This window comes from Jejuia spongiicola (assembly GCF_023502325.1).
GTDB lineage: Bacteria > Bacteroidota > Bacteroidia > Flavobacteriales > Flavobacteriaceae > Wocania_A > Wocania_A spongiicola.
Genome location: NZ_JAMFLZ010000002.1, coordinates 696,153 through 721,923 on the forward strand (window position 1 = coordinate 696,153; position 25,771 = coordinate 721,923).

The following is a 25,771-nucleotide window of genomic DNA, read 5'->3' on the forward strand; positions in this document are numbered from 1 at the left end:
CGTTTAGTATTTTAAAGTAAAATGGTTTTTAAAAATTCTTCCATCTCCTAAAGTAGCTATAAACCAATAATCATCAGTTGGTAATTTTTTTCCATTAATCAAACCATCCCAACCTTTTTCAGAGGGTTTCAATTGTTTTAAAAGATTGCCATAACGATCAAAAATAAGGACTTTAGAATTTGGTTGTAACGCGGCAGTGACACCGTATATATGCCAAGTATCATTAACGCCATCGTTATTGGGGGTGAAAAATTTGGGAAAGCCAATTACTGAGATTTGATTATCAATTATCCCGCAGTTGTTTTTTGTATCCCTTACATTTACTGAATAAATTCCGGGAAATACATTTTGAAAATGATTGCTTTCTTGGTATGAGGTAGTATTACCGTTGTCTTCATTAACTAGTTGGTATTCGTAAATACCTTCTCCAGAAACTAGAACAGTAATAATGTTGTTTTTTGAAGCATCAACAACTTCAATGTTTTCAATGGTTGCTGTGTTTGAAGGCTCAATTACAATTTTTCTTTGTTTATCACAACCATCACTGTTAGTAACGATAACGGTGTATACTCCAACTTCATTAATTTCTATTTCATAGGTGTTATCGCCAGTTGACCAATTATAACTATAATCTGTTGGGGTACCTTCTTTAATACCAGCATTTACTGTAATTGTTTCTGGAAATTTATTTAAGCAATAGTAAACGGTTTCTTCTATTTCTAAATTTGGTAATTTATTAATTATTAAAGACACTTCGCTTATACCATAACAATCGTTACCATTTTCAACACGAGCATAAATAATTTGGTTATAAGGTGTTGTATTTCTGTAGGTTCTCAAAATTGTATTCTCTTCTAGAAGCGCATCATTAAAGGTTTCATAAAATGAAACATCAAGTCCTACAGGTAATCCATTTAAGATATTGCCTTGTATTTTATTTAAATTAAAATTATATATTCCATCTTCAATGTTGTCATCGTCACAAACAATAAATTCTACATCATTTGAGTCTGTTAAACCCACTTGCAGTGTTAATTCTGACACATTAAAACACCCTGATATTTCGTCTATAACTTGAGCATATACTATTTGAGGATTAGTAGAATTATAAAATATATTATCTTGAATTTCATTCAAACTTCCTTGAGCATCAGATAAAGATGAGAAAAACTTTATTGAACGATTAGGAGCACCTCCCGTTAAAGATAAAAATGATTCATTTAAGTTAAATACGCTTAAACCATCTGGGGTATCGTCTTCACATTGTACTAAAGTGGCATTAAATGCATCAGGCATTGTAACGTTAAAAGTAAATGAACCAGTATCAAAGCATCTAGTGTCTTGCTTGTTTTCTACGCGCACAAAAATCTCTTCACTATAAGGTGTTTGATTGTAATAAAGGTTTGGTAGCGGATTTGCTCCAGATATTGCATCTGCTTCACTAGAATAATAAGATACAATAAAGTCTGAAACGTTTTGGTTTCCTAAAACAGAAACGTTAGAATTAAATAATTGTAAATCTATAGTAACTTGACCATTCATATTATCTCCGTCATCATCATTATCGCATACATATAAATCTTTTAATGTATTTTGAATTTGAGCATTAAATACTTCTATAAAAAATGAAGTAGTGTCATAACAATCAGTGAAATCATTATTTTCTATTCTTACAAAAATTTCTTGAGGACTTTCAGTATTTTCAAAAAGGCCCAATATTTCATTTGTATTATTATCAGCATTAAATTGAGACCTGTGGTAAGTTACACTAAACTGTGTTGGGTCTTGCCCTCCATAAACATCATTAGTTTGTAAACTAAAATCGAAAGAAGCAATACCATTTTTTTTACTGCAAGCGGTTAAGTTATTTGGGGTATTAGCAATTGGTGTTTGATAATATGTTATATGTGCTTGCCCTTTTACTGGACAATAACCATTATTCATATCCATAATAACTTCATAATGACCTGGTTGAGAAACAACCAAATCGTAATCAGACTCTGGAAGCAGATTTCCATCAAGGGTCCAAGTATAAGTAGCTCCTGGTACATCATCAGCAGTTAAAGTATAGGTTTCGCCACTACATAGGGATAAATAAAGTGTGCTTAAATCATTTTTTATTATATCAAAATGAGTTCTAAAGAATGTTTGTATAAATGTAGGAGTTGCGATACCAGAAATTTTAGGAGAAAGATTTACCGCATTATCTTGATAATTACATCCAGGACCAAATTCATTTGGGTTATTTATAACACCAAGAAAAGTCGTGCCTGTCCCATAAATACTACTTGAAGCTCTATAAATTTTGCCATTTGTTGCAAGTTGAAGCCCATTTCTATATAACTGCTTATCGTTTTCGACTACATATTGAGGAGCTACTACTTTTGGAGGTAATACAAGTGGTGATGAAGGATTTGATGCTAATATTGTTGCGGATGATAAGTCAAATTGTAATAATGATGATAAGTGATTTGAAGGATTATTATTATTATCTTCATTTTGTGAAACATAATCATTAAACATACTTACGTATAGAATTTGGCTGTTTGATGAAAACTCTAATCCATGAGCTGAAAATGAAGAACCAGGAGCATTATAATCCAATTTTTTTTCATTTGAAATAATACCAGAATCTGCATCAAAATCATAAAGAAAAACTCCTTGAGCCCTACTTGAACAAGCAAGTTTAGTTCCGTCAGGGGAAAATTTTAAATAGCCAAAATTAGGGTCGAAGTCTAAAAGCGTACTATAATTCATTGGAAATGTTGAAAATGTAGAACTTACCCCTAGGTTGTTTACTTCAAAAGTATAAAGCGTTCCATATGAAAATGCCGTAACCCAAATAGATTTATCTGCACAATTTTTTGCTACTGCTGTTATCATTTGAGTTCCAAATGGTAAAAGATTTATATCCTGATTTATAACAGCACCTAAGCCATTGTCTCTAGTCATATCTACAATGGCATAATCTAACCCATTTGATAAACTTGTAGTAAAAATGTAATAAATGTTTGCATCATCTGGTTTTGGAACTATTAATGCTGGTTGCGTATTTGAAGTCTCTCCAGACAAAAACCAACCTCCACTCATTCTAAAATGATTCCTATTCCAAACGGTGTGTCCATCTGTATAGAATAATAAACGACCAGAGCTATCAGAAATGGATGTAGAACCTTCTCTTGTATCAAGCTTTCCATTTTTTAAAACAGTTGCAGAGTTCGTAATTAAGTTAAAATGCATTCCAGCTCTTTCTCCAAAATACCAAATTGAAGCTTCCTCTCTTTGGGCAAACAAAGAGCTTGTAACTATAAAAAGGAGTAATATTTGAAGCAACTTTTTCACTATACAATAACTTAGTTTATAGTTTAATATTTCAAAGTAAAATGATTTTTAAAAATTCTACCATCTTGTAATGTTATTGCAAACCAATAATCATCAGCAGGTAGTTTTTGTCCATTATATAATCCGTCCCATCCTTCTCCAAGAGGGTTTAATTGTTTTATTAGTTTTCCGAATCTATTAAAAATACGAATATTAGTATTAGGTTGAAACATACTAGAAATCCCTAATACTTGCCAAGTATCATGTGTACCATCATTATTGGGTGTAAAAAACTTAGGAAATCCAATAACAGAAACAGGGTTTTGGACAGTTCCACAATCATTTTTGGTATCTCTAACGGTTATGGTGTAAATACCAGGAAAAACATTTTCAAACACATTACTATCTTGATATGGAGCATATACAGTATTGTTTTCGTCGAGTAATCGGTATTGATAAATGCCTTCACCAGAGACAAAAACAGAAATGATATTATTTTGAGTAGCATCAACGACTTCAATATTTTCAAAAGTGGCAATATTAGAAGCTTCAACGTTAATGGTTCTATCTTTAGAGCAACCATTAGCATTGGTAACCGTTACGGTATAAGTTCCAATTTGGTTAATATCTACCTCATATGTAGTTTCACCAGAAGTCCAATTATAGGTATAATTTGTTGGGCTATCATTAATAACTGCTGCATTTAAAGGAACAGTAAGCGGAAAAGTATTGAGGCAGTAGTAAGTTAACGCTTCAGTTTGAATATTAGGTAATTGATTAACGGTTAAAAGTACTTCACTAATTCCGTAGCAATTGTTAGCATTTTCCACACGCGCAAAAATGGTTTGAGAATATGGGGTATTATTAGTAAATGTTGTTCCTATATTATTCACTTCAAGTAAAGCATCATCATAGGTTTCGTAATAAGAAATGGTTAAACCAGCAGGTAGCCCTAAAACAATATCGTTGTCGGCATCACTTAAATTAAAATTAAAGAAACCATCTTCAATTCCATCGTCATCACAAGCAATAAGTTCGGTATCACCAGAATCCGTAACACTAACATCAAGGGTTAGCTCTGAGGGAGAGGAACAATTTGTACGATTATCGATAACCTCTACATAAATAGTTTGAGGGTTAACAGTGTTGGTAAATGAGTTCCCGTTAACTTCAATAGTTCTAGCAGCATCGGTATAAAACTTAGTAGATAAATTGGCAACACCATTAGTTAAAACCGCATTAGCTTGGTTAAGATTAAAAAGTGTTAACCCGTCAATGGTACCATCTTCATCACATTGTAATATGGTTTCGTTAAAGGCTTCGGGGTTTTCGTTAAAAATTACATAAGCTTCGCCTTCTAATGCACACTCACCATTGTTAGGATCTATATACACTTCGTAATGACCACTTTGTGTAACCACTAAATCAAAATCACTTTCAGATAGTGGAGTTTTGTCAACTGTCCAAGTATATGTAGCCCCAGTAATTTGATCGGCTGTTAATGTATAAGAGTCATTAACACAAAGTGATAAATTTGTCGTGCTTTTTCCATCTTTAATGATATCAATTTGTTCATTAAAAAAAGAAGCTATAAAAGGAGGAAGACCCTGTGAAGAATTGTTTGGGGAAAGATTTATTGCATTATGTTGATAATTACATGAAACCCCTAAACTATTTGGATTATTTATTACTCCCAAATTAGGCAAACCAATATTATAAGTAGCACTTAAGGCTCTATATATTTTTCCATTTGGACCTAATTGTAAGCCTCCTCGATATAATTGACGATCATCTATAACAACCGCGGACGATTGAATGTCTGCTGCTAAAAGATTATATTGAAGTAATGAGGAAGTATGATTAGTTGGATCATTATTGCTTGCAGGGTTTCCTTGATCAAAAAAATCATTTGAAGCGTGGGCATATAATAGTTGACTATTTGGTGAAAACTCTACCCCATAAGTAAAGCCATTAGTTCCACTTATAAATAATTCATTTTGATTGCTTATAATTCCAGTAGATACATCAAAATCGTAGATGTATAACCCATCACTTACATTGGCATTTGCAACTTTTGTTCCATCAGGAGACAATTTTAAATAGCCTCTTGCATCTGAGATATTTAAAGTAAAAGGAGAAGTTACAGGAGAAGTATTAACACCTAAATCATTGACTTCAAAAGCATAAAATGTATCATAATTACCAGTGCTGCCGTTTTGAGGAGCAAAGGTCAACACCCAAATAGATTTTGTTATGCAATCTTTTAAAACTGCAGTAATCTTTTCGGAGCAACGTTGAATTAAATTTGTGTTTTTACTAGTAACTGCACCCAAACCACCATCTAAGGATATATCTACCTCAGAGTAATTTAAGCCAAAATTACTACCGTTTAAGTTATTATCTACAGTAAAAATATAATAGATATCGTCATCATTAGGCTTTGGTACAATAATGGCAGATTGTGTGCTAGATGAGTCTCCAAATAGCCCTAATCCATTCATCATGGTTGCATGGTTTTTATTCCATACACGAGAGCCGTCAGTATAAAAAAGTAAATTACCTGAACTATCAGATATTGATGCGCACCCTTCGTTAGTAAATAGTTGTCCATTACTAACAGAAGTTACCGTATTGCTATTTTGATTAAACTTTATACCGCCACCAAAGCCAAAGTACCAATTAGCGGCTTCACTTTGGGCAAAGCCATTTAGACTGACTAAACAGCTTATTAGTAATATGGCAATTTTTTTCATCTTTCAGTAGCAAATGCTACCAAAGATATTATAAATCTCGCTTTTTTAATAATCTGTACGATAAAAAGATAAATAGAGCTGTCCAACACAAAACAATAACAATTTCGTAACCATGTACTGCATAATCGTGTATTAATTCTTTATTATTTGGTGCTTTGGTTGAAGCTATTCTTAAAAAGGGCCAATCAATTAATTTATAGATAGATTTTAAAGGGAAAAAATTCTGAATTCTTGTAGCTATCTCTTCAGTGCTAAACTTCCATATAATGCCATATAAAATCCACTCTATAATAAAAAGAACAAATAAAAATGCCAACGCAAAAGCTGATCTTTTTACCAGCATACCTAACAATAAACACAAACTAAAAAAACCAATAAGTTTAATAAAATATGCTAATAAAAATTCAGTTTCTCTAATTATAATCCCGAATTCATTATAACTAGAATAATATAGCCCTATACATAAACTTAAAATAAAAATGATTACTGTAGATATAAGGGAAAAGAAAACTATTGTATAAAATTTTGATAGAATAAATTCTTTTTTACTTAAGCCATCAATTAAATTTTGCTTTATGGTTTTGTTGCTATATTCATTTCCAATCATACTTACTACTACAATAGCAAAGAATAATTTAAAATGAGCTGCAAAATAAGTAACAAGGTGCCATATCATTGGAAAGTTAAAAACACCCCATTCTCCTAATTCTATAGTAAAGTAACCAAAGAAGGGTATTTTAAAAGATGAAATAAGGATTATAAATAAAGGTAATATAAATGATATAAAAATGAGGATTTTACTAGTTCTGTTAAGTAACAGTTTTTGTAATTCTAAATTTAAAAGGCGTAACATATAGTTAGTATATTTTGGTTGGGTTTAGTTTCTATTTATTGTCTGTTAATTGTAAAAATTGTTCTTCTAAACTTTCTTTACGTTGTACTAAATGAGTAAGTATAATGCCTTTTTCAAAAAGATATTTATTAAAATCTTCAGATTTCATAGGCTCGTTTAAAAAAGCAGTTATTAAGCCGTCTTTCTCTTTAATAGATTTGAATGAAGGATTGTTTTCTAATAATTTAATTAAGTCATCTTGCTTATTGCTCTTTAGTTCAAAAAAGCCATGACTAGAAATCATTTCATCTACTCGACCCGAATATAATTTAGCTCCCTTTCGTAAAACAACTACATGCGAACATACTTTTTCAACTTCATCTAACAAATGCGATGCTAGTAAAATAGTTGTTCCTTTAGCTGCAATTTGTTTTATAATTTCTCTAATTTGATGAATACCTTGTGGATCTAATCCGTTTGTAGGCTCATCTAAAATTAAAATTTCTGGATCGTTTAATAATGCAGAAGCAATGGCTAGACGCTGTTTCATACCTAATGAAAAGGTTTTAAATTTACTGTCTTTTCGCTCTAATAATCCAACAAGATCAAGTTTTTCTTCAACTTTACTATAATCCACACCTTTTATTCTGCAAACCAACTTTAAGTTCTGCGTTGCTGTCATATATGGATAAAAGTTAGGGCGTTCAATTATAGCTCCTACTTTTTTTAGAGCATCATGTGTTGTGGTTTGTCCATCGAACCATTTGAAATCGCCGTGTGTTTTATTTACAACATTTAAAACAACACCTAGTGTTGTAGATTTTCCGCTTCCGTTTGGTCCTAAAATCCCATAAACATTACCTTTGTTAATGGTAAATGATAAATCTTTTACGGCTGTTAAGTAACCAAATTTTTTGGTAAGATTATTAATTGTAAGTATTGGTTCCAATGGTATGTGGTTTTTATGTTGAAAAATATCAACAAGGTTAGTTATTAAAGTATGACGATGCTTAACATATTTTGTTACATGATTATTAATAAAAGCTTTAAATTTGATTAACTTTATAATGTATGCAAGATTTAAAAATATCTAAAAAGAAACCATCATTCCCAATAACTGAAAGGTTACATAATTATCTTTCTCAGTATAACAGAAATATAAAAATCCCCATTTTTTATGATGATTTATTGCGTTTTCAAGGCTCTGTTGTTGTTTATGATAAAGAAGATAATGACACCTTATGGATTCGTGTTTACTACAATGATTATGAAAGAGAGGAAATCGATTTATCTTTAAAAAAGGTGTATACCATTTTACATTCTGATGGAAATGAAAGTACAATTCCGTTTTTAAATGTTGATGCGATTGATTATTGTACGTTTGGAAACTCTAAACCATTCAGAATAAAAATAAGAAACATTTTAAATGATAATTATACATATTTTTATGTTAAAACAGCTGACGCATCACGAGTTTATGGGTTGGAGTTAGAGCATATGCTATCACCTTATAACTTGAACTTTTTAGTGTATAAAAATACTTTAATAGAAGAGCATATTGCTGGAATCCCTGGTGATGAGTTTATAAAAAACATGTTACCAGATTGTAGTAAATCTGAAAAGTCGCAAATAGCAAAAGAGTTTGTTAAGTTTAACGAGCGCTGTATGATTAGGCTTTTAGGTGATATGAGGTCGTATAATTATGTTATTGTACCAACACACGATTTTGATCATGTTGTTTATAAAATTAGACCAATTGATTTTGACCAACAGTGCTACGAAGGTAAGTTTAACATATATAGACCTCAGTTTTTTAAAGAAAATTTAAAAATGGTGGAGCTGGTTGCTGAAAGCTTTCAGAAATTTTCAATAGATCAATATAAAATTGAAGAACGCTCTATTTTAGTAAAGCGTTTAAAAAGTTTTCATGATAGGGTAGATGAATTACTGGATTGTATGCTAGAAGACTCGATTTCCAAAGGTGAAAATATAGATTTATTAAAAATGAAAATTTTTGAATATACACAGGATGTGAAATTTAAGCGTAGTAAAAATATGGGCCAAATACTAAAAAGTGCTTTGGAGTATTTAGTTAGAAATTATGAAGATGTAAACCCTAAATAAACTTTACTGAATAATTGAGGTTTAAATGTGGCAAAGCAATTTTCAGATAGTTATTCCTTTCTTAATTCCAGTTTTCATCAAAGTCTAACCCGTCGTAATCATCTATATCTAAACCATCTTCAAATTCTTCTAAATCATCATCTGCATCTGCTTCAAATAATTTTTCAGGAGCTGTATCTGGAACTTGACCTTGAACAAACATCAAGTTTGGGTAATCATGTCCTTCAGTCTCATCAACAATTTCAGCTAGTTCAACATAAAATGTCCACATGCTTAAAAAATCGTAAACATATATTAATTTTGTTTGAGCTTCATGTACAACACTATCCAGTGAGGTTTCATTCATTAAGCGAGCAGAAGCATTGTCGCTTAAATCAAACAATGAAATTTCCTCACCTTGATCCCAAGTATCATTACTTAAATAAAATGATGCCATTTCAGAACCATCAAAACCAAAAGACTGCGTAATAATGTTATGTAAGTCTTCAAGCGTGTCTGTTTCTCTGATTTCTAAATCACGAAAAATATCATCTTCGGTATCATTATCAAGAATAACTCTAAATCTGTAAATCATTGTAAAAAATTATTGATGCAAAGATAAGTTTTTTTGTATTATTTACTAAAGCGATGTAAAGTAAAAGTCATGGCACTTAATAAGAAAAATGCCCCTATTTGATGTGCTATTCCTAACCACAGCGGAACTGCATACAGTATAGTGAAAATACCTAATAGAAATTGAAAACCAACTAATATTAATAAAGTATTAATGCCCTTTTTTTGCAGGTTTGAAAGCGACAATTTACGAGATTCATACCATAGTATTAATATTGAAACTACAACAAGGTAAGCTAGAGTTCTGTGCACAAATTGAATAGCACTTGGGTTTTCTATAAGGTTTTTATAAAATGGATCAAGTGCATAAACAGTGTGGTGAATAAATTTGCCTTCATTCATTAAAGGCCAATGATTATGCAATAAACCAGCTTTTAACCCAGCAACAAAGGCGCCATAAATAATTTGAATAACAAGAATTATATAACTAACTACTATAAGGTTTCTAAACTTAATATTTACTGACTTTTTACTTGGATAAAATAAATCTAATGCCACCCAAAGTGTAGCTGCAAAGGTGAGAAAAGCAGTGGTTAAATGCGCAGCTAAACGGTAATGACTTACATCTGGCATATCAACCAAACCACTTTTAACCATATACCAGCCCAAAAAGCCTTGAAACCCACCTAAAATTAACAGAACTAAACATTTTTTAATCGTTTTTTTTGTGAGTTGTTTGGTAATAAGAAAATATATAAAAGGTATAATAAATATCATGCCTATTACTCTACCTATTACTCTATGTAACCATTCCCAAAAATAAATGCTTTTAAAATCATTAATTGTAAAATGAGAATGTAACTTTTGATACTCAGGGTATTGCTGATATAACTCGAAAGCTTCTTGCCATTCAGTTTCGTTAAGAGGAGGAATAGTGCCAGTTATTAGCTTGTAATTTGAAATTGATAAGCCAGAATCTGTAAGTCTAGTTATGCCTCCTACAATTACCATTATAAAAATTAGAAAGCACCCAGTAAGCAACCAATAAATAACTTTTTTGTTGTCTTTTTTCATGTTAGATAAGCTCTTTTTTAAAGCATAAGCTATTCTCTATATTTTCGTATGGGCCAAAATTAGAAATTATACTATAATCATTTTTTTTATAAAACTGAACAGCTTCAACTTGACGGATACCAGTTTCTAAAATACAGGAGTTATAACCTAATTCATTACTCCAAGCTTCCAATTCTTTTAAAATTTTAGATGCTATACCTCCACTTCTACTTTCAGGGTTAGTGTACATTCTCTTAATTTCCACACTTGTGTTGTCAAACTTTTTAAATGCACCACAGCCAACTGGAGTGTGATTTAAATATGCAACGACTACATGCTTTAATACATCAATATTATTGTATTGATTATAGAAGTCGTGGTCATCTCCATCAACAATAGTCAAATAAGCATCAAGCTTATTTACTAAATTGATAAAGTCTATATTTTCGGAATTTGTTCTAACTAATTTTACCATAATTAATTTGATATTTTTAATCCTAAACGTTCACCTTCTCTTAACATTAATTGATATGCAGCTTCATGTTCATTAGGAATATCTCCTTCTAAAATAGCTTCTTTGATAGTTTCTTTAATAATACCAATTTCACGAGATGGTTTTATGTTGAATGCTTTCATAATTTCTTCTCCAGAGATTGGTGGTTGAAAATTTCGTACATGATCGCGTGCTTCAACTTCAATAATTTTATCACGAACTATTTTAAAGTTGTTATGGTATTTGTTGAATTTTTTAGGGTTTTTGGTTGTAATATCTGCTTCACAAAGAGTCATTAAATCTTCAACGTAATCACCAGCATCAAAAACAAGACGGCGTACAGCAGAATCGGTTACAATATCTTGAGCAAGAACAATAGGGCGAGAACTCATAAAAACCATTTTTTGTACAAATTTCATTTTATCATTTAGCGGCATTTTTAACCTTTTAAATAAATGATACACCATTTTTGATCCTTCAAATTCGTGCCCATGAAATGTCCAGCCTACCTTTTTACTAAACTTTTTTGTTGGAGCCTTACCAATGTCGTGTAATAAAGCAGCCCAACGTAGCCATAGGTTGTCAGTATGCTTAGCAATGTTATCTACGACCTCTAAAGTGTGATAAAAATTATCTTTATGACGTTGCCCTTCTACTTCATCAATACCTTTTAATGCTGTAAGTTCTGGTAAAATATATGATAGTAACCCTGTTTGTTCTAATAATAAAAAACCAATTGAAGGTGTTTTACTTTCAAGAATTTTATTAAGCTCAACAACTATGCGCTCGTTGGTTATAATTTTAATTCTATGGTTGTTTTTTGAGATAGATTTTAGTGAGTTTTCTTCAATTTTAAAATTAAGCTGTGTTGCAAAACGTATAGCTCGCATCATGCGTAAAGGGTCGTCACTATATGTTATATCAGGATTTAAAGGAGTTTTTATAATTTGACTTTCTAAATCTTTAATGCCATTAAAAGGATCAAGTAAATCGCCAAATTTATTTTTGCTTAAATCTAAAGCCAAAGCATTTATAGTAAAATCTCTACGGTTTTGATCGTCTTGTAACGTTCCGTTTTCAACAATAGGGTTTCTACTATTTTCGTTATAAGATTCTTTTCTTGCTCCAACAAACTCTATTTCAATCTCATCATAACGAAGCATCGCCGTTCCATATGTTTTAAATATTTGAACTTTTGGTTTATTAGGAAGGTTTTTTGCAACTTGCTTTGCGAGGTCAATGCCACTACCAATAGCAACAATATCAATATCTTTGGGCTCTCCGCGATTTAAAATAATATCACGTACAAAACCACCAATAACATATGCATCAAGTTGTAATTCTTTTGCAGATTGTGATATTATTTTAAATATTGAATGCTGTAAAGCTTCTTTGTAATTCATTAACGAAATTGTAGCTATTTACGAATCACTTTAACAATACCGCTATTACTCAATTTAATTATTGAGGATGGTTTATCGCAGGTTTTTTCGTGATGCAAATTTACAACATAGTCTACACCTTTTAAAATAGCTGGAGCTATTTCTTTAAAGGATTTTGGGGTAGGTTGTCCACTAATATTTGCTGAAGTAGAAACAAGAGCACCATTGAGTCTTCTTGATAATTGATAACAAAATTCATTATCAGGAATTCTAATGGCAATCGTATTATCTTCTGCAATTAAATTTGAAGCCAAATTTTGAGCTTCATCATAAATTATTGTTATTGGTTTTTCTGAGATTTCAATAATGCTATATGCCGATTCGGGTATTGTTTTTACATATTTTTTAAGCATTCTATCGTCTGCAACCAAACAGATTAATGCTTTGCTATCTTCTCGCTGTTTTAGTTTATAAATCTTTTTTACAGCTTCTGGGTTTGATGCATCACAACCAATACCCCAAACGGTATCGGTTGGATAAAGTATAATTCCACCGTTTTTAAGTACTTGTAGCACATTATTAATTTCTGAGCGCATAAAAACTTCTATGTAATGCTTTCTTCTTTTACCAATAAAACTTGATAAGCATCAATTAAAACTTTCCAATTTTTTTTGAGCATATATTCTATAACAGTTTTGCCTTTACCACCACCTGGTAATCCACAATCATCTATAAGAACTATAGAGTTTTCATGTAGCTTATCTTCAATAATTTTAAATTCCTTTAAATGATGTTCTTGGCTTCTAGTTTGAATGTCTTTATCTGTTTTAGAGTAATCATAACTATCTAAATATAAAAAATCTACAGATTGATTAAATGTTTTAAGAAATTCTAATGAATCATTTAAATATACTGTAACTGCATCATTTAAGTTTTGATTATCAACTTCGCTTTGCGATCCTTTTACCGAATCTTCACTAATATCTACAGAGTGCATTTGTGCTCCATTTTGTTTTGCCCACTTACCAAAAACAATTGTTGCTGCACCATCTCCTTTAGTGGCTTTTAAACCTTCTCTAGAAGTTCCTGTTTCAATAATTACTTTTGCATTCCTTTGGTCCAGCAATTTTAATGTTTTTGAAAAAGTTATTCTTCGTCTTCTAAAATTATACTTAAAAGGCATAAATGGATATAATGATTTATGTTTTGCAAATTTTATGGAATAGTGTATTAATACTGCTAACAATATAACAGCAATAATTATTTTTAAAAACATTATGTATATTTTAATGGTTATGGGCAAATTTAGGATTTACTTTTTAAATGGAACAGATTACTTTTTAAATAAAGTATAATTGATACATTTGTTTTAAATAATTTTAAAGCAGTAGAATGAGCAAGAAAATTAAGTATTCGTTTTTAAAGTTTAAATCTTCGTTAAGAAAAAAGCTTTTAGGAAAATATGCTATTGGTGTTATTTATGAAACAAAAAATGGAAATATAACTGCACCTATTGATGACCTTGCTGTTGGAAAAAAACTTGGACATAAAGGCGAGTACGACATGTCTGAAGTAAATACTATTAAAGATTTTATAAAACCTACAGATACGCTTTATGTTATTGGTGTGCATTGGGGAACGTTGCTTATTCCGCTTTCTAAATATTGTAAAAATGTTGTTGGTTACGAAGCGAATCCAAAAACATTTTATTTTTTAGAAACTAATGTGTTAATTAACAAAATAGATAATGTTAAGTTGTTTAATAATGCTGCAGGAGATTCTTCAAGAAAGGTGAAATTTTATACAAGTAATATTAATTCTGGTGGAAGTAAGATAAAGCCTGAAATTGATAAACTTATGTATACATTTGATAATCCAGATGTTATTGAAGTAGATATGATAAGTGTAGATGAGCATGTTAGTACAAATAATTTACCTGAAGCACAAGGTATAATTATGGATATTGAAGGCGCAGAATATTATGCTTTAAAAGGGATGACAAAAACATTGGAAACTAGCGGTTTCCTATATGTTGAGTATGTACCACATCATTTAGAAAATGTGTCAAATACAAGTAATGAAGCCTTTTTTGATTTGATAATTCCATATTTTAGTGCTGTAAAATTTATGGATGATAAATCGAAAGTTTTTAACCTTAATACTGATAAAGAAAGTTTCTTGTCCTATGTTAATGTTTTAAAAGAAAAAGGGAAATCAGATAATTTACTATTTACTAAATAGTATATTTTTATATACTTCTATATATTGTTTAGCTGCATCATTCCAATTAAAGCTTTTTGCATGTTTAATATAGTTTTGAGATAAAATAGCTTTGTTTTTATTAAAAATATTCAATCCTTTTTTTAAAATATCTGCCATATAGTTTGGGTCGTAATGATTCCAATAAAAAGCATGTTCTCCTCCAATTTCTGGCAGCGACGTGTTGTTTGATAAAAAAACAGGCTTCCCAAAGCGCATAGCTTCAATTGGTGGAATTCCAAAGCCCTCGCGTAGCGATGGAAAAACAAACGCATCACAATTTTGTAAATAATACTGCTTATCTAACTCAGATATTTTTCCCGTTATTACTATACGGTTTTCTAGTTTTAGTTCTTTAATTGTGTCTTGTAAAATACTATTTGCATAAGCAGTATTGTTGTTACCAGAAAGCACTAAATTATATTCGGGTAAAACTGCCAACATTTTAACTAAAGCATGGAAGTTTTTACGTTCGGTAAATTCACCAATACTAAATAAATATGGTTTTTTTGAAGTTTGCTTTGGCTCATAATTTTTAGGAATTTGTATGTCAACAATAGGATTTCCATTGTAGATTACATATTCAGGAACATTTGGTACTTTAAAATATTGGTGCGTTGATTGTTTTGCGTATTCTGAAATGTAAGTAATTGCATGACTTCTGTTAAGCTTATTTTGAAACCTTGTATTAATTTCATGATTTAAATCATTTGATACTTCATCAATAAAATTTACATCGTGTACAGTAAGCAAGTAGGGAATATTATGATATGGCTCAATTTTTATATTTTGATTTAAACAGTGCCACAAATCATATTTTTTTCTAATTCTAAAAGAGTTATGTCGTCTTAATGAGAAATATTTTTTATAGTTAAAATAAGTATTAAATTCATTTTTTAAAGCATCAGTATCTTTAGCATGTAGTGTTATTTTAAAACCTTCTATATTAGCATTGTATAACCCTTTTATTAAATGATAATTAAACTGACCAAAACCAAAATGTTGATTTTTTATATTATGAGATTCTAAAAAAATGTTATGCATACTTCTATTTTTGTATCGTAAAAATATAAAAACGAAATAGCTGAAACTATTAAACTGAGTCTTTATTTTTTTATGTTTATTTGCATTTAATTGATGTTGTTGTTTTTATGAAAAAAGTAATACATAAAAAGTTTAAAGATAATAGTGTGTTTTTTGATGATATTATTATCAATTTTGATTCAAAAGGCGAAAACTTTGGTAATCAAGATAGAAATTCTTTAAAATTATTTCAATTAGATAATAAAACGATTAATGTTAAATCGTTTAGAGTTCCTAACCTCGTTAATCAAATAGCTTATCGTTTTTTAAGAAAAAGTAAAGCGCAACGATCTTTTGAGTATGCAAATAGGCTTATTAGTTTAAATGTTGGAACTCCGCAACCTATAGCGTATTATGAGTTTAAAACCTCGTTCTTATTCAAAAAAAGCTATTATATAAGCGAACAGATTGATTGCGACTATACATATAGAGAGTTAACAACAGATTTTAATATTCCTAACTACGGCTCTGTTTTAAGAGCTTTCACAAAATTCACATTTGATTTACACGAAAAGGGTATTCATTTTTTAGACCATTCACCAGGAAATACATTAATAAAAAAATCTGGTAATGGATATGATTTTTACTTGGTTGATTTAAACAGAATGGAGTTTAAAACTTTAGATTTTGAAACCCGAATAAAAAACTTTTCTAAATTAACTATTCATAAATCTATGGTTGAAGTCATGAGTGATGAATACGCAAAATGTTCTGGAAAAGATTACAGTACTATTTTTAATTTAATGTGGAAAGAAACTGAAATTTTTCAAGAAAAATACCATCGTAAAAGACGCTTAAAAAAGAAATTAAAATTCTGGAAAAAATAACAATTACTTGTCTTTGTTAAGCTTATAAAGCTTAATGTACTTTAAAAATGTAACGTTATAAGTTTGTACACAAATAATAAAACCATTTAGTCCATCTAAAAAGCCCAAGCGTAAAAAGTAAGCTTTAAAAAAAGCCCAAGAAGGCCTGAAAATAATTTTTATTAAAGAAGATTTTTTTCCTAGTTTAAAATATGCATTTGCAGCAATAGTAGAAAAATTTTCGACCTTTAAATTATGCTCTTTGTAATCTCTATATACCCAATGTAATAAATCTCCTTTAAGTTTACCAGCTTTTAATCCTTTTTTAAGTGTATATCTATCATGTGGATTTATGCCTTTCCATTCACCACTATTTTTTTTAAAAAGTCTTAGTTTTTTGTCTGGATACCAATCAGAATGTTTAATCCACTGACCGCAATAATTATTTAATCTATTGCAATAATATCCATCATATAACCAATTTTCTTTTACTTCTAAAATAGATTTTTTAAGATAATCAGATAAAGCTTCATCTCCATCTAATGATAAAATATAGTCATGGTTTGCAAGCGAAAGCGCAAAGTTTTTTTGTTCAATATAGCCTTCAAATCTATTCTGAATAAATTTTACATTAAAGGCTTTACATATTTCAGGTGTTTTATCATTTGAAAAAGAATCGACTACTACTATTTCATCTACTACATCAACTAGGGATGCTAAACATTTTTCTAAGTGTTCTTCTTCATTATATGTAATTATGACACCAGAAAGCTTAATCATATCTTTTAACTTTTATGTTATACAAAAATAGTTATTTCAGCTTAATTCTTTTTTAACCTTTTGTAATGCTGATGCTATTATTTGGTGCATATCGTAATATTTATATTCGGCTAATCTGCCGCCAAAAATTATATTAGATTCTTTTAAAGATAATGCTTTGTATTGTTGATACTTATTTTGATTGTCTTCATTATTAATAGGGTAGTAGGCTTCTTTTTCTTTGGTCCACTCTTCAGGAAACTCTTTTGTTATAACAGTATGGTTTTGCTTACCAAATTCAAAATGTTTGTGTTCAATAATTCGGGTATAAGGAATATCGCTATCATTATAATTTACAACTGCGTTTCCTTGATGATTTTCTTTTTCTAATCGAGTGTTTTCAAATCGTAACGATCTATATTCTAAATTACCAAACTTATAATTAAAGAATTCATCAATCTTTCCAGTGTATACTATTTTTGATGCTAAAGCTGTTAATTCTGCTTTATTTTCAAAAAAATCAATATTGGTTTTGGTTTCAATACCATCTAGCAATCCATCTATTATTTTGTTGTACCCGCCAATAGGAATGCCCTGATATTTATCGTTAAAATAGTTATTGTTAAACGTGTATCGAACAGGTAACCGCTTAATAATAAAAGCAGGGAGTTCTGTTGCTTTTTTACCCCATTGCTTTTCGGTGTATTCTTTAATCAAGGTTTTATAAACGTCTTTGCCAATTAATGATAATGCTTGTTCTTCTAAATTTTTAGGTTTCTTGTAACCGTATTCTTTTATTTGGTTTTCTATAATGGTTTTAGCTTCCTCTGGTGTTTTTGTGCCCCATAATTGATAAAATGTATTCATATTAAAAGGTAAATTGTATAATTTTCCTTTTGAAATAGATACAGGTGAATTGATATAATTATTAAATTCTGCAAACTGATTTACATAGTCCCATATCTGTTTATCGTTAGTATGAAATATGTGTGCACCATATTTGTGTACATTAATACCATCAACATTTTCGCAGTAAACATTACCACCTACATGAGTTCTTTTGTCTATAACAAGACATTTTTTTCCTGCTTTAGTGGCTTCGTGTGCAAATACGCATCCAAATAATCCTGCTCCAACAATTAAATAATCATACTTTTGCATACTTTTATATTTTTAACAAAACTAGAATATTAATTTCCTTAAAAAAATTTTTCAGCCAATATGTATTACATTTCTAGAAATTATAAGTCGCTATTTAATGCCGCAGGAAAAGCAAAAACAGATTGTGAAATCACATTGCAAAATTTAGGGTTTAAAAATTTAGGATTTAAACAATCATCTATCCCAAATTCGGCTATTGGAACAATAAAGAATTTTTTTGGAATTACAATAGCATTGTTAAGACTGCCATTTAAATCTATTATATGCACACAATATCCAAACAATAAATTTAGAAAACTAATACTATTTTTCGCAAAGTTAAAACGCTGTAAAATTATAACGATAGTTCATGACGTTAGAAGCTTAAAAGGAAGAACCAAAGATGTTGAAAAGGAATTATCCAAAATTGTATGCTCTGATGTTATTATTGTGCATAACGAATCAATGAAACAATGGTTTTTAGATCAAAACACTAAAATACCTATAGTAGTTTTAGGCATTTTCGATTATGTTTCAAAAGAAAAACCTACCCAAAATAAGGAAATAACTAAAAAAGAAATTTATAGTATTGCTTATGCTGGTGGTTTTGGAGAAGGGAAGAATGCTTACATTTTTGATTTTGATATTTTAGAACATAGCAAGTATAACTTAAAGCTTTATGGTATTGGTTTTGATGCGAGTAAGCGAAAAGTAAATGAAAAGGATTCAGTTATTCTTTACCAAGGCGCTTTCCCATCTGATCAAATTGCATATAAAATTGAAGCAGATTTTGGATTGGTTTGGGATGGTATTTCTACCGAGTCATGCAGTGGTGATTTAGGATTGTATTTAAAATATAATAATCCACATAAAACTTCACTATATCTATTGTGTGGACTTCCTGTTATAGTTTGGGATAAAGCTGCTATCGCTACTTTCATTGTTGAAAACAATCTAGGCGTTGCAGTTTCTAATCTTAAAGATTTAAACAGTATTTTAGAGAAATTATCTGAAGATGATTATAAAGTAATGAAAAACAATGTTTTAAAGGTGCAAGAGAAAGTAATGAAAGGGCAATTTGTTGAAGCAGCTGTGAAAAAAGCTTTAGAAGTTTTGGATAATTAATGGTTTAAAAAACCTTCTAGTTTGTCAATATATAAATTAGGCTTAAACTCATTATATAATACAGAAGTCTCTTTCTTATAATCTTTTTCAGGTTTTGTATATAACTCAGGTTTATAATCTTTTAAATGTACACTAACATTATTTTCATCTTCAAAAAGATTCCATGAGGCTTTGTCTATCCACGGAGAATATATTGCAAATGTTCTAATGTTTAGTGCTTTTGCCATATTTATAGCGCCGCCTTCATTTCCAATTAAAGCATTACAATAATGCGTTATGGCTAAAAATTCTCTTAAGCTTTTACCAAAAACATTAAATTTTATTAGTTCTTTGGTTTCAGCGCTGCATAAATTTAAAATGGCTTTAGCTTGTGTTTCTTGTTTTGGTATATAATTAAATAAAATTTGTCCTTGAGTTTTTTTGACAATAACATCAATAACTTTAGCCATATATGGAAATGGATAAGTTTTATTATCACCACTTCCCAAAACACTAATCATAAACAAGGGTTTGTTCAAGTTTACATTGTGCTTTTCTAAAAATAACTTACTATTTATAATTTCACTTTCAGATAAGTATATTTTTGGTTTAATAGAATTTACTTCAATGTCGAGTGGCTGTAATAATTGTAATCTATTAAAAATAGCTAAACCAGCTTTTTCGCTAGTACTTTGTTGCCTTTTTATATTATGATTGTAAAAAATGGTACTATAAGGTTTATGATAAGAAATTTTAGTTTTGGCATTGGAAAATACTGTTATTAAATTACTGGAAATCTTTGAATACACATCGATAACAATATCGTAATTACTTTTTTTAATTGCCTTTGCAAGCTTAAACAGGGCACGCTTGCTAGATTCTTCTTTTTTTGTAAAAAAAATACAATTATCAATAAAAGGATTATGTTCTACAACAGGAAAAGTATGCTCGTTTATTAAATAATCTAGTTGGGCGTTTCGGTATTTAGCCCGAAGTGCCTCAAACAGAATACTGCTTGTAAGCACATCACCAATCATTTTTTGTTGTATTACTAAAATTTTCATTCAAAAATCAAATTACAAATAAAAAACCCCAAATTCCAATTAAGCTATTGTAAATAATGGAATTTAGGATTTAAAATGTATAAGCTAGAAGCTTTAAACAGCTACATCATGCTCACGAAGAGCATCATTAAGCGATGTTTTCTTGTTTGTGCTTTCTTTACGTTTACCAATAATTAAGGCACAAGGTACATTGTAACTTCCCGACGGGAATTCTTTTGCATAACTACCAGGAATAACAACAGAACGAGCAGGAACTCTACCTTTATATTCTATCGGTTCGTTTCCAGTAACATCAATTATTTTTGTACTCATAGTTAAAACAACACCAGCTCCTAAAACTGCTTCTGTCTCAACGCGAACACCTTCTACTACAATACAACGGCTTCCAATAAAGGCATTATCTTCTATAATTACGGGTGCTGCTTGTAAAGGCTCTAAAACACCACCTATGCCAACACCACCAGATAAATGTACATTTTTACCAATTTGTGCACAACTACCAACTGTAGCCCAAGTATCAACCATAGTACCCTCATCAACATAAGCTCCAATATTTACATAACTAGGCATTAATATTGTGCCACTAGAAATATAAGCACCATGCCGAGCTACAGCATTGGGTACAACCCGTATTCCTCTTTCAGCAAAATTTTTCTTTAAAGGAATTTTATCGTGATATTCAAAGATACCGGCTTCTAAAGTTTCCATCTTTTGAATTGGGAAGTATAAAACAACCGCTTTTTTTACCCACTCGTTTACTTGCCATCCACTTGCAATTGGCTCAGCTACCCGCAATTCACCTTTATCTAATAAATCTATAACTGTTCTAATTGCTGTAGTAGTAGCTTCTTCTTTTAAAAGAGCTCTATCATCCCAAGCATTCTCAATGGTTTGTTGTAATTCTGTCATTGGTATTTATATTTTGAGCAAATATAATGTCTATCATTTAAAAAAATGATAGAAATGTTCATTATGTGAGTTGAATATTTGATAAAAATTAAGCCCTTTTTAAGCAGAATTTTTAAAAAATTAAAGTCGGTTTTCACTTTTAAGGAATTGAATAAATCGATGAAATACATTTTTGATGTATTTCGACGATGAAAAGAATCCGTTAAACTATTCATCGATGGAAATCCTACCGTTTTCTAATAATCGAAAATTCAATGTGTTACAACTAATTTATTGGGCTTAGCTTTAATGTGATTATATATTTGAACCATCAAACAATCCAAATCTGATGAAAACAAATATTTACATATTATTAATTTTACTACTTTCTTTTTCTTTTGCAAACGCACAAGATAACGTAGTAAAAGTTGAAACTGAAAATACTGTTTCTGTTTCTGATAATAATGAAGATGTAATTGTTACTGTTGATAGTGTAACTAATACTGTAAATAAAAAAGAAGCTAAAGCTGATAAGGTTGAGGTTAAAGAAAATGTAGCACGTACTAATAGTGATATCAGAATTTATTTAAACCGAGTAAGAAAGGTTGAAAATATTAAATGGTTATTCCCTAAAATGAATAAAGCTAAAGTAGCATAAAATAAAGTTCAAATATTAATAATTAAGGTTAAATTATTAAAGAAGGCTGTCTGTAAAGACGGTCTTTTTTGTTTTAATACACTATTTTTGTACAAAACAATTTATGGCACGTATTTTAGCAATAGATTTTGGGATGAAACGAACAGGAATAGCTGTAACAGATGAGTTACAAATTATTGCTTCTGGACTTACTACTGTTTATACTAAAGAGCTTATTCCGTTTTTAAAAGATTATACAAGTAAAGAAAAAGTAGAGCTTTTTTTAGTTGGAGAGCCTAAACAAATGGATAATACTGCATCTGAAAGTGAAATACTAATTAAACCATTTTTAATTAAACTTAGCGAACAATTTTCTAATATCCCTATAATAAGGGTTGATGAGCGTTTCACTTCTAAAATGGCTTTTCAAACAATGATTGATAGTGGCTTAAAAAAACAACAGCGTCAAAATAAAGCTCTCATTGATGAAATTAGCGCTACTCTCATACTTCAAAGTTATTTGTATTCCAAATAGTTTTTATAAAACACGTATTTTTAAGTATTAAGTATTTATTTTTGCACAAATTAATAATGTAACCACAATGATTTTACCAATTGTAGCCTATGGCGATACTGTTTTAAAGAAGGTAGGGAAAGATATTACCAAAGAATACCCAAATTTAGATAATCTTTTGGATAATATGTTCGAAACCATGTATAATGCTTTTGGAGTTGGGTTGGCTGCTCCACAAATAGGTTTACCTATACGTTTGTTTTTAGTAGATACAAGCCCGTTTGCTGATGACGAAACGCTTTCAAAAGAAGAGCAAAAGGCTTTAAAAGATTTTAAACGTGTTTTTATTAATGCAAAAATAATTAAAGAAGAAGGTGATGAATGGGCGTTTAATGAAGGGTGCCTAAGTATTCCAGACGTAAGGGAAGATGTATTTAGACAACCAAAAATAACTGTTGAGTATGTTGATGAGCATTTTGAAAAACATACAGAAGTTTTTGAAGGCTTAATAGCTAGAGTTATTCAGCATGAATATGATCATATTGAAGGGATATTATTTACTGATAAGTTATCGAGTTTAAAAAAGCGTTTAATAAAAGGAAAGTTAAATAATATTTCAAAAGGGAAAATTAATGTTGATTATAGAATGCGTTTTCCAGATCAAAAAAAGAAACGATAATAGTTGCACTATATAATTAAACAATTGATATTTGCCACTTTTAAAAAAATAATTTATGGGATTAGATAAAGTATTAGCCATTTCTGGAAAACCAGGGTTATATAAACTAATAGCACAAACTAGAGGAGGTTTTGTTGCAGAATCATTAATAGATAGCAAGCGTATATCTGTAAACATACAGCAAAATGTTAGTGTTTTAAGCGAAATTGCTATTTATACTCTAGCAGAAGAAATTCCTTTAAATCAAGTTCTTTCTAAAATTAAAGAAAAGGAAAATGGAGAACAAACGAGTGTAAAACCTAAAGACAGTAAAGATAAATTAGAAGAATATTTCTTTGATGTTTTACCAGATTATGATGAAGACAGAGTATATGCTAGCGATATTAAAAAGGTTTTGCAATGGTATAACTTATTGCAAAAACACAATATGTTAAATCTTCTAGACACAGAAAAGGATGAGGTGAAAACTCATGAAGAAGAAGAATAGCTTAAATTTTTCACTTAAATAACTAACCTCTATTTTTAGAGGTTTTTTTATGCCTTATTTGTAAGGAGTTGACATTAAAAACGACCTTAAAGGCACTAACAAAAACAATTTAAAAATGAAATCACTTTGGTTTTTTGACGACGTCAATCTTTTCAAAGTATTATGTCCTCATAAGTTTAAAGCCTATAAAGTCGATCACGATTTTGATGCATACAAAAAGAAGGATTATATATACTTTGAAGAAGACTCTGCAAATAAAGTATATCTTATAGAAAAGGGAAAAGTAAAAATTGGATATTACAGTGAAGAAGGTGATGAAGTAGTTAAAGCCATTTTAACTCGGGGAGAATTGTTTGGAGAAACTGCAATTTTAGGCGAATCTAAAAGAGAAGAATTTGCGCAATCTATTGATAATGCTACGAGTATTTGCCCTATAAGCGTTAATACTATGCATGATTTGATGAGAAATAACCAAACATTTAGTTTTAAAATTTATAAAGTTATTGGCTTTAAATTAAAGAAATTAGAACGTCGACTACAGCTGTTATTATTTAAAGATGCAAAAACACGACTTGTTGAGTTTTTAGATGAATTATGTGACGATTATGGTTATGATTGCCCAAAAACAGGAGACCATGTTATTAAACACCCTTACACGCAAAAAGATATAGCTTCTTTAATAGGTACATCTCGTCCTACATTAAACATTCTTTTAAATGAATTAAAAGAAGAAAAGGTTATAGAATTTAGTAGAAAAGAAATAAGAATTCATAAAAAAATTGCTTAATGTTAGGTGGCTAACATTTTATAAAATTATCACGCCATACTTTTGAAGTATAAATAATTTTAAAAAAATAGTGATGATTAAAAAAATGTTTTTTGCAATATTAGCAATAGGAATTTTTACTACTTCTTGTAGTAATGATGATGATGGACCAACAACTGCTGGTTTAACTTTAAACTTAACTGGTTTAGAAGAGTTAGGCAGCGATTATGTATACGAGGGTTGGATTATTGTAAATGGAGCCCCAGTTTCTACAGGAACTTTTACATCTGTTACTTTTCCTCAAATCTTTAATGTAGATGCAACTCAATTAGCAAATGCAACTAAGTTTGTACTTTCAATTGAACCAGCAGTAGATCCAAACCCAGAGCCAGCACCAACAAAAATTTTGGCAGGAGATTTTTCAGGTAGTTCAGCGGCTGTAGATTCTAATGGAATTGTAGCTGACTTTAGTGGCGCATCTGGTAAATATATTTTGGCTACTCCTACTGATACAGATGATACAAATGAAGCTAGCGGAGTTTGGTTTTTAGATAATACAAATGCACCACCACCAGTAGCTGGATTGACTTTACCATTGCTTCCAGATGGATGGAAATATGAGGGATGGGCAGTTATTGGAGGTACTCCAATTAGCACAGGAACGTTTACAAAGGTAGCAGCAACTGACGATGCGGCTCCATATAGTGGATCAGTAGCTTTGCCAGCTCCTAATGGAGCAGATGGTTTCTTTCCTGGAGAAGATTTTTTACAGGGAGCACCAGCAGGTACTACGTTTCCAACAGATTTAAAAGGAGCAACAATAGTAATATCTGTTGAACCTAGCCCAGATAATAGTGCAGCGCCATTTACACTAAAACCTTTAGCTCATGTAGTGCCAGGAAATGCAGCAAACCATACAGTAATTGATATGGGAGCAGGTCCAGTTGTTTCTTTATCAGGAACAGTATCTAGATAAAAGTATTTTAAAATACTTTGTTTTTGTTAGATTTGAAGCATAGTTTCGACTTAGAAACTATGCTTTTTTTAGTTTAATAATAATGAGAATGATTAAAAA

25 protein-coding genes are annotated in these 25,771 nt (G+C 30.2%); 10 read left to right on the forward strand and 15 right to left on the reverse strand.

Annotated elements, in window-relative coordinates; all coding sequences use genetic code 11:
- Positions 1–3: 3 nt before the first annotated feature.
- From M3P09_RS07005 to M3P09_RS07020, 4 genes are read right to left on the reverse strand one after another with little or no spacing between them, the layout of a single operon-like run.
- Positions 4–3,342: a T9SS type B sorting domain-containing protein gene (locus tag M3P09_RS07005; protein ID WP_249972556.1), complete on the reverse strand. Its 3,339-nt coding sequence runs from the start codon at positions 3,340–3,342 to the stop codon at positions 4–6.
- A 23-nt stretch (positions 3,343–3,365) separates the two neighbouring features.
- The gene (locus M3P09_RS07010) at positions 3,366–6,074 is read right to left on the reverse strand and encodes a T9SS type B sorting domain-containing protein (RefSeq protein WP_249972557.1); all 2,709 of its coding nucleotides are present in this window, start codon (positions 6,072–6,074) and stop codon (positions 3,366–3,368) included.
- A 28-nt stretch (positions 6,075–6,102) separates the two neighbouring features.
- On the reverse strand, positions 6,103–6,927 hold the full coding sequence (locus tag M3P09_RS07015; protein ID WP_099563633.1) for an ABC transporter permease: 825 nt from the start codon (positions 6,925–6,927) through the stop codon (positions 6,103–6,105).
- Between the two features lie 31 nt (positions 6,928–6,958).
- Entirely contained in the window at positions 6,959–7,855 is an 897-nt protein-coding gene (locus M3P09_RS07020; protein ID WP_249972558.1) for an ABC transporter ATP-binding protein, read from the reverse strand.
- A gap of 122 nt (positions 7,856–7,977) precedes the next feature.
- Between M3P09_RS07020 and M3P09_RS07025 the strand changes: the two genes are divergently transcribed.
- Positions 7,978–9,030 carry a hypothetical protein gene (locus M3P09_RS07025; protein ID WP_099563632.1) on the forward strand — a complete coding sequence of 351 codons (1,053 nt, stop codon included), beginning with the start codon at positions 7,978–7,980 and terminating at the stop codon, positions 9,028–9,030.
- A 61-nt stretch (positions 9,031–9,091) separates the two neighbouring features.
- Here the strand turns inward: M3P09_RS07025 and M3P09_RS07030 are convergent, their stop codons facing one another.
- Genes M3P09_RS07030 through M3P09_RS07055 form a run of 6 tightly spaced genes read right to left on the reverse strand, consistent with a single transcriptional unit; the run spans position 9,092 to position 13,786 of the window.
- A complete protein-coding gene (locus M3P09_RS07030) occupies positions 9,092–9,604 on the reverse strand; it encodes a plasmid pRiA4b ORF-3 family protein (RefSeq protein ID WP_249972559.1) in 513 nt (170 codons plus the stop codon).
- 38 nt (positions 9,605–9,642) lie between these two features.
- The gene (locus M3P09_RS07035) at positions 9,643–10,656 is read right to left on the reverse strand and encodes a COX15/CtaA family protein (protein ID WP_249972560.1); all 1,014 of its coding nucleotides are present in this window, start codon (positions 10,654–10,656) and stop codon (positions 9,643–9,645) included.
- A 1-nt stretch (position 10,657) separates the two neighbouring features.
- Positions 10,658–11,110: a GNAT family N-acetyltransferase gene (locus tag M3P09_RS07040; protein ID WP_249972561.1), complete on the reverse strand. Its 453-nt coding sequence runs from the start codon at positions 11,108–11,110 to the stop codon at positions 10,658–10,660.
- Positions 11,111–11,112: 2 nt separating this feature from the next.
- Entirely contained in the window at positions 11,113–12,531 is a 1,419-nt protein-coding gene (locus tag M3P09_RS07045) for a CCA tRNA nucleotidyltransferase (protein WP_249972562.1), read from the reverse strand.
- A 14-nt stretch (positions 12,532–12,545) separates the two neighbouring features.
- Entirely contained in the window at positions 12,546–13,106 is a 561-nt protein-coding gene (locus M3P09_RS07050) for an L-threonylcarbamoyladenylate synthase (RefSeq protein ID WP_249972563.1), read from the reverse strand.
- 8 nt (positions 13,107–13,114) lie between these two features.
- The gene (locus M3P09_RS07055; RefSeq protein WP_249972564.1) at positions 13,115–13,786 is read right to left on the reverse strand and encodes a class I SAM-dependent methyltransferase; all 672 of its coding nucleotides are present in this window, start codon (positions 13,784–13,786) and stop codon (positions 13,115–13,117) included.
- Between the two features lie 116 nt (positions 13,787–13,902).
- On the opposite strand from M3P09_RS07055, the gene M3P09_RS07060 reads away from it, so the two are divergent.
- Complete coding sequence (locus tag M3P09_RS07060) at positions 13,903–14,751, forward strand: FkbM family methyltransferase (RefSeq protein ID WP_249972565.1); 849 nt, start codon at positions 13,903–13,905, stop codon at positions 14,749–14,751.
- On the opposite strand, the gene M3P09_RS07065 is transcribed toward M3P09_RS07060, so the two are convergent.
- Entirely contained in the window at positions 14,737–15,813 is a 1,077-nt protein-coding gene (locus M3P09_RS07065; protein WP_249972566.1) for a glycosyltransferase family 4 protein, read from the reverse strand. The two genes, M3P09_RS07060 and M3P09_RS07065, sit on opposite strands and share 15 nt — an antisense overlap.
- 107 nt (positions 15,814–15,920) lie before the next feature.
- Here M3P09_RS07065 and M3P09_RS07070 point away from each other — a divergent pair, with 107 nt between their 5' ends.
- Positions 15,921–16,679: a lipopolysaccharide kinase InaA family protein gene (locus tag M3P09_RS07070; RefSeq protein ID WP_249972567.1), complete on the forward strand. Its 759-nt coding sequence runs from the start codon at positions 15,921–15,923 to the stop codon at positions 16,677–16,679.
- A gap of 3 nt (positions 16,680–16,682) precedes the next feature.
- On the opposite strand, the gene M3P09_RS07075 is transcribed toward M3P09_RS07070, so the two are convergent.
- Positions 16,683–17,438, reverse strand: a complete 756-nt coding sequence (locus M3P09_RS07075; RefSeq protein ID WP_249972568.1) for a glycosyltransferase family 2 protein — start codon at positions 17,436–17,438, stop codon at positions 16,683–16,685.
- Positions 17,439–17,474: 36 nt separating this feature from the next.
- Positions 17,475–18,578 carry a UDP-galactopyranose mutase gene (gene glf, locus M3P09_RS07080; protein WP_249972569.1) on the reverse strand — a complete coding sequence of 368 codons (1,104 nt, stop codon included), beginning with the start codon at positions 18,576–18,578 and terminating at the stop codon, positions 17,475–17,477.
- Between the two features lie 60 nt (positions 18,579–18,638).
- On the opposite strand from glf, the gene M3P09_RS07085 reads away from it, so the two are divergent.
- Positions 18,639–19,682: a glycosyltransferase gene (locus tag M3P09_RS07085; protein ID WP_099563620.1), complete on the forward strand. Its 1,044-nt coding sequence runs from the start codon at positions 18,639–18,641 to the stop codon at positions 19,680–19,682.
- Here M3P09_RS07085 and M3P09_RS07090 read toward each other — a convergent pair.
- Together M3P09_RS07090 and M3P09_RS07095 are read right to left on the reverse strand one after the other, a co-directional pair.
- Positions 19,679–20,725 carry a glycosyltransferase family 9 protein gene (locus M3P09_RS07090; RefSeq protein WP_249972570.1) on the reverse strand — a complete coding sequence of 349 codons (1,047 nt, stop codon included), beginning with the start codon at positions 20,723–20,725 and terminating at the stop codon, positions 19,679–19,681. The two genes, M3P09_RS07085 and M3P09_RS07090, sit on opposite strands and share 4 nt — an antisense overlap.
- A gap of 93 nt (positions 20,726–20,818) precedes the next feature.
- Entirely contained in the window at positions 20,819–21,634 is an 816-nt protein-coding gene (locus M3P09_RS07095; RefSeq protein WP_099563618.1) for a 2,3,4,5-tetrahydropyridine-2,6-dicarboxylate N-succinyltransferase, read from the reverse strand.
- Between the two features lie 328 nt (positions 21,635–21,962).
- Here M3P09_RS07095 and M3P09_RS07100 point away from each other — a divergent pair, with 328 nt between their 5' ends.
- The 6 genes from M3P09_RS07100 (at position 21,963) to M3P09_RS07125 (ending at position 25,672) form a co-directional block, all read left to right on the forward strand.
- Positions 21,963–22,271, forward strand: coding sequence for a hypothetical protein (locus tag M3P09_RS07100; protein ID WP_099563616.1), 309 nt, complete (start codon positions 21,963–21,965; stop codon positions 22,269–22,271).
- A 103-nt stretch (positions 22,272–22,374) separates the two neighbouring features.
- Entirely contained in the window at positions 22,375–22,785 is a 411-nt protein-coding gene (gene ruvX, locus M3P09_RS07105; RefSeq protein ID WP_099563615.1) for a Holliday junction resolvase RuvX, read from the forward strand.
- Positions 22,786–22,852: 67 nt separating this feature from the next.
- Positions 22,853–23,443 carry a peptide deformylase gene (def, locus tag M3P09_RS07110; protein ID WP_249972571.1) on the forward strand — a complete coding sequence of 197 codons (591 nt, stop codon included), beginning with the start codon at positions 22,853–22,855 and terminating at the stop codon, positions 23,441–23,443.
- 55 nt (positions 23,444–23,498) lie between these two features.
- Positions 23,499–23,930, forward strand: coding sequence for a DUF5606 family protein (locus M3P09_RS07115; RefSeq protein WP_099563613.1), 432 nt, complete (start codon positions 23,499–23,501; stop codon positions 23,928–23,930).
- Between the two features lie 115 nt (positions 23,931–24,045).
- Positions 24,046–24,717 (forward strand): Crp/Fnr family transcriptional regulator, encoded by a 672-nt coding sequence (locus M3P09_RS07120; protein WP_099563612.1) that lies wholly within the window; start codon positions 24,046–24,048, stop codon positions 24,715–24,717.
- Positions 24,718–24,790: 73 nt separating this feature from the next.
- Positions 24,791–25,672, forward strand: a complete 882-nt coding sequence (locus M3P09_RS07125; protein ID WP_249972572.1) for an anti-sigma factor — start codon at positions 24,791–24,793, stop codon at positions 25,670–25,672.
- The last annotated feature ends 99 nt before the right edge of the window (positions 25,673–25,771 follow it).